Source organism: Campylobacter concisus (genome assembly GCF_003048535.1).
Classification (GTDB): Bacteria; Campylobacterota; Campylobacteria; order Campylobacterales; family Campylobacteraceae; genus Campylobacter_A; species Campylobacter_A concisus_S.
The window spans coordinates 1-5,483 of sequence record NZ_PIRQ01000017.1; the positions used below are offsets into that span (position 1 = coordinate 1).

4 protein-coding genes are annotated in these 5,483 nt (G+C 44.8%); all 4 read right to left on the reverse strand.

The window, feature by feature from the left end; genetic code table 11:
- Window positions 1-251 precede the first annotated feature (251 nt).
- Entirely contained in the window at window positions 252-1,028 is a 777-nt protein-coding gene (locus CVS93_RS09690) for an ABC transporter ATP-binding protein (RefSeq protein WP_107687458.1), read from the reverse strand.
- On the reverse strand, window positions 1,019-1,981 hold the full coding sequence (locus CVS93_RS09695; RefSeq protein WP_107687459.1) for a FecCD family ABC transporter permease: 963 nt from the start codon (window positions 1,979-1,981) through the stop codon (window positions 1,019-1,021). Before CVS93_RS09695 ends, CVS93_RS09690 begins: the two co-directional genes overlap by 10 nt.
- Window positions 1,981-3,015, reverse strand: a complete 1,035-nt coding sequence (locus tag CVS93_RS09700; RefSeq protein ID WP_107687460.1) for an ABC transporter substrate-binding protein — start codon at window positions 3,013-3,015, stop codon at window positions 1,981-1,983. Before CVS93_RS09700 ends, CVS93_RS09695 begins: the two co-directional genes overlap by 1 nt.
- Window positions 3,016-3,090: 75 nt before the next feature.
- Complete coding sequence (locus CVS93_RS09705) at window positions 3,091-5,172, reverse strand: TonB-dependent receptor (RefSeq protein ID WP_107687461.1); 2,082 nt, start codon at window positions 5,170-5,172, stop codon at window positions 3,091-3,093.
- Window positions 5,173-5,483 lie beyond the last annotated feature (311 nt).

Sequence of the window (5,483 nt, forward strand, 5' to 3'; positions counted from 1 at the left end):
TATACTAGTGGTACAACTACAATCGAAGTTCAAGATCAAATACACGTACTTTAATATCTATACTTTTAATCCCAAAGGAAATTCCTTTGGGATATTCTTTCTTGTTATTAAATTTTTATAAGTGTTTGTCTTTTTAATCTATGTAAAATGACCTATTTGTCTATTTTTGTATAAATTTACAAACACCTAATAATAGTTTTTATGGCTTATGGCCTGGTAAAAGCTATTATAAAGACCTAAGCACTCTATAATTAATCGATATTCCACCTAACCAGCAACCTCCTTTTATCTTCGACGTTTAAATTTATAAAATCTATACCGAAGAGTTTCGTTAAATTTTCGTCCTTTAAAATTTGATCTGTTGCGCCGAATTCATATCCTAAGGGACCGTTTAATAGCAAGGTTTTATCCGCCGCCGCGAGCGCGTGATCGGGATGATGCGAGGTAAAGATCACGCAGGTTTTTTGCTCGCTATTTAGCCTTTTGATTAGGCTTAAAACGGCATTTTGATGAAAGACGTCGAGGTATGACGTAGGCTCGTCCATGACGAGAATTTTAGGCCGTAGTACTAGCGAGCGAGCTATAAGCGCCAGTTGCATCATTCCGCCGCTTAGTTCGTCTACGTTTAAATTTAAATACTCGCTAACGCCCGCTATGCTTGCGGCTTCCTCGGCCATCGCCCTATCCTTCGCGCTCGGCCTTGAAAACATACCGACGTTTGCGTTTACGCCCATTAAAATCAGATCTTTTACCTTAAAGCTAAAAGCGATATTTTCGCTTTGAGGCACGTATCCTACGAGTTTGGCACGTTCTTTGCCGCCAAGAGAGGCATGATCGCGGCCATCGATCAGAATTTGACCGCCTTTTGCCTTTAAAAGCCCTAAAATAATCTTTAAAAACGTAGATTTGCCTATGCCGTTTGGGCCCAAAATCGCAAGCGTTTCGCCGCTTTTTAGGCTAAGGCTCAAATTTTGCAAAATTTGCTTGTGCTCGTATGAAAAGCTTAAATTTTCTACGCTTAAGACCATCTTTTGCCTTTTTTAACGATGATGACGCCGATCATAGGAGCGCCTATAAGCGCGGTTAGGATACTTAGCGGGATTTCAGCCGAGCTCACGCTTCTAGCCGCGACGTCGGTTAGCATCAAAAATATCCCGCCTAAAATCGCCGAAATCGGAACTAGCTGCGAGTTATCGGGGCCGTAAATCAGCCTCGTAACATGCGGCATCAAAAGCCCTACCCAGCCGATGATACCGGCGATAGCTACGCTTGCGGCCGTTATCAGAGTAGCAAGTACGATAAAGATAAAGCCTAAAAATTTACTCTCGCCCAAAATACTTGCATGTTCGCCGCCTAAGGATAAAATGTTTAGCTTCCAGCCCATTAGGCTCAAAAGCACAAGCCCGCTAACGCAAACGGGAGCAAGCGCTGCTACGTCGCTCCATGAGATGGCGCTTAGGCTTCCCATCAGCCAATATACGATACTAGGCAGCTTTTCTTGCGTATCGGCGACGTATTTGACGACGGAGATCAGCGTCTCAAATATCGCTCCCGTGATAATGCCCGCAAGCACCAGCATGAGCTTTGAGTTTTTGTTTGCCAAAACGCCCAGGGCGTAAGCTATCATGACGGCTAAAAAGCCGAAAACGAAAGCGCCTATTTGCGTGGCCACGGGACTACCGAAGGCTAAAATGCAAACTACCGCTCCAAATCCCGCTCCGCTACCTACTCCCAAGATATTTGGGCTTACCAAAGGGTTTGCAAACATCGCCTGAAATATCACGCCCGCCGCGCTAAGGCTAGCGCCTATCAAAAACGCCGCTATCAGCCTTGGTAGGCGCAGGTCGAATACCAAAGCGTAAAGCGTCTCTTCGTCGTTTTGATAATAGTCAATTAGCCCCTCAAGCGAAATCCTACCCGCAAGCAGCGAAAAAACGACCGCAAAGGCTAGAAAAAGCGATAAAAACAGATATTTTTTCATTATCTAAAAAGCTCGTAAAATTTGCTCTCTCCGTTTAGGTCGAAGCGTAAAATTTGAGCTATCTCATCGTCATTTAGATCGTAGCCATAGAGCAACTTGTAGCTCTTTTTCATCTCGTCTTTTAAATTTATATGCGCCTGCCCCGAAAACAGCACGCTAAACCATGCCCAGCCCAGGTGCGATTCGCCCGTAGGCGGCTCCCACATATCGCCTCCCAGAGGCATTTTATAGACGGCTTTTTGCTTGACGGCCTTTACGTTTTTTAAAATTTTGTCGCTAAAAAAGTCCCGCGGCGTTAGCTCGTCAAAGTTGCTAAGTAAGATAACGTCCGGATTTTGCGCGAGAATTTCTTCTTTATTTAAAATTCTAAATCCCCCGAAATTCGCCGCATTTACTCCGCCGCTTAGCTTTATCTCGTAGTCAAAATACGTCCCGCCGCCAGCTGCCTCGTAGCTTTTATCTCTGCCAAATATAAAAAGAACCTTCGGTTTTTTGCTAAGCCCTTTTACGAAATTTTCGATCTTAGCTCTTACCTCGGCTCTGTTTTGTAAAATTTGCTCCGCCTTTTGCTCTTTTTCGTAAATTTTACCCAGCATCCCAAACCAAAAAAGCGGATCTTCCTCCGTGCCGCTTAAATTTACCAAAGCTACGTTTAGCCCTACTTTTCGCAGCGGCTCGATGATCTTTTCGCCTCTCATGCCCCACTGCACGACAAGATCGGGCGATAGTTTTAGTAGCTCCTCGATATTTGGGGTAAAATCCTCTCCTATACCGCCTGCGGGGATACTAGCCGCGCCTTTGATCATTTTTCCGAGCATTCCGCGCTCGATGTTTTTCTTGGCCATCGGATGGACGGAGGCTAGGCGAGATACGTTATTTTCGACACTAAGAGAAAACGAGGCTAGCGGTACCGGAAACAGCGCTACACTCTTAACGGAGCGGTCGAAGCGAAGCTTATTGCCGTTTTGATCGGTAAATTCAAGCGCGCCCAGCGTCGCGCCTAGTAGCAATAAAGCGGGTATTATTTTTCTCAAATTTGATCCTTAAATTTGTAAATTTTTAGGGCTTTTGAGCGGGCCGGTTTAAAACCCGCTCGGCAAATTTAAATTTTAAAAGCTAGCCTTAAAGCCTAGTTTGAAATTTCTGCCCGGATTTATGAGCGGGTTGCTAGCGCTTCTAGGCTGGCTGATTAGCTCGTAGCTTAGGCTTGGGGCGTATTCTTTGTCAAAGATATTTTCGACGTCGAAATTCAGGCTAAAATCTTTTAAGAAGCCTAGTTTGCCAAGGCTCTTGCCAAAGTATAGGTTATGCACGAAATATCCCGCTCGCTCGCGCTCTACGCTATCGTCTATGCGTGTCTTTCTCGCCGCCCAGTCGCCGCTATACTCTATGTAAGAATTTGCAAAAAACTCCGGCGAATAAGAAACGGCCACGCGTCCGCTAAGCGGAGCGATCTCCGGAAGCGGTTTGCCGGTTTGTTTATTTTTGCCGCGAGTGTAGGCGAGATTTGTTTTAAACTCTAAATTTGATAAAATTTTATAAGCGAGGTCAAATTCCGCTCCGCTTATCTTGGCTCTATTTACGTTTTGCGACTGATAGTAGGTCACGCCGCCGCTTTGCCAGTTTCGCTCGACGATAAGGTCTTTATAATCTCCCGTGTAAAATATCAAATTCGATCTAAGCGCTTTATCCGTATAGCGAAGCCCGGCCTCGTAGGTAACGCCTTTTTCGATATTTAGATCAGGGTTTGGCAGATACGCCTCGCTGCCTGAAAACGTAAGTATCGGAGCAACCTCGCCGCTCATAGGAGCCCTAAACGAAGTCGAGAAATTACCCACAAACTCAAGTCCTCCGACGACGGGATAAATAAGTCCCAGGCCGTAGCTGGCTCTGCCGTCTTTTCTATCGTTGGCGTTTTCGTATAGGGCTTTTACGGCGGGGCTCATCGAGCTATCCATATCAAAGGACGTTTTTATGCGGTCGTAGCGTAAATTTGCGCTTAAAATCGCATCGTTACTAAACGCGTATTCAAGCAATCCAAACCCAGCGACGTCAAGCTGTTTGGTTCTTAGCCTGTTGCGTACGCTAGGGCCTTTGTTTACGCTTTGATACACGCTATCCCAGTCCTCGTAATAAAAATCCACGCCGTAGGTTTGGGTTAGGTTGTCGCCTATAAATTTACCGATAAATTTGCCGCCGTAGACCTTCGGACCGTTTACGTAGTTATCGACTTGTCTAGGCGAAAACGAGCCGATGTAGGGCCTTATATTTAGGTGTGTGTAAAGCTCTCTGTAATACAAGCTAGAATCTAATATAAATTTGTCGTTTATGTTGCCTTCGTAGTTTAGCGCTACGTATTTTTCTCTAAGAGGCGCTTCTTTTATGTACTTTTGAAAACCTCTTGTGTTTGCCGTTCCGGGAGCGCCGACCGCCGTACCGACTACGCCGCGCTCGGACTCGGTGTATCTAGTTACGAGCTCAAGCCTGTGAAAATCGGCAAAGCTATATCCGCCTTTAAAATCAAGGCTTCGGTAGTTATACCTTGTATTTGGGATTTTGCCCGCCGGAGTGTCGTAGTCCTTGCCGTGTTTGTAGTTTAAGCCCAGCAATGCGTCAAACCCGTGTCCGACTACGCCGAGTTGCAAGCGGCTTTGCACGCCTTTGTTCGCGCTTTGATATTGGGTGCTTAGATACGTATCAGATAGCGCCCAGTCGCCGTGCACGTCCCCGCTAGCTCTTTTGGTGACTAAATTTACTATGCCGCCAAAGGCATCCGTGCCGTAAAGCGTGCTAGCAGGGCCTCTTATTATCTCTATCCTTTCGATTTGATCGGGCGTAAATATCGAATACTCAAACGCCGGCCTACCTCTAAATCTAAGTCCATCTACGAACATCGGCACGCGGTAATCAGACGAACTAAAACCTCGCACGTTTACGGTGCCTGAGTCTATGCCTTCGTTTACGATTGAAACTCCCGGCGCCTCGCCAATTAAGTCCGGTACGCTTTTGCCGAGCTTTCTTTCTATCGTCTCTTTATCTACTACCGAGACGCTTTTGCTTATCTCGTCTACGCTTTGAGACGATCTTTGCGCCGTGACGGTTACGCCTTCTAGCGATTTTAGCCCTACTTCGTCTTGTGCGGCGGCCAAAACGCTGACCAAAGCGAGGCTAAGCACGATTTTTCTCTGCATTTAAACTCCTTTTAAAATATTTGAGTAATTATATAGAAATATATAATGATTTTCAATATGTATAAAAGTGATATTATATTTTAAAAAGCCATAATTGCTATATTTATACTATATATTAAGACACTAAGATATACATGTTGATTGGTATGATATTTATGATATGTGCTAAATAGTTCCTCGCACTGTACCCCAGTACAATAGACAAGCCCTTTTAAAATTTATATAATTCATTCAAAATTTCAAATACTATAAACAATAAGGAGAATATGATGGCTAAAGAAGCCGGAGTAGTTAAAAGTGTAAATGGAGGA

What these genes read in the sequence shown, in the direction of transcription:
- CVS93_RS09690 (WP_107687458.1), bottom strand. Translation starts at nt 1,028, where the DNA reads ATGGTCTTAAGCGTAGAAAATTTAAGCTTTTCATACGAGCACAAGCAA.
- CVS93_RS09695 (WP_107687459.1), bottom strand. Translation starts at nt 1,981, where the DNA reads ATGAAAAAATATCTGTTTTTATCGCTTTTTCTAGCCTTTGCGGTCGTT.
- CVS93_RS09705 (WP_107687461.1), bottom strand. Translation starts at nt 5,172, where the DNA reads ATGCAGAGAAAAATCGTGCTTAGCCTCGCTTTGGTCAGCGTTTTGGCC.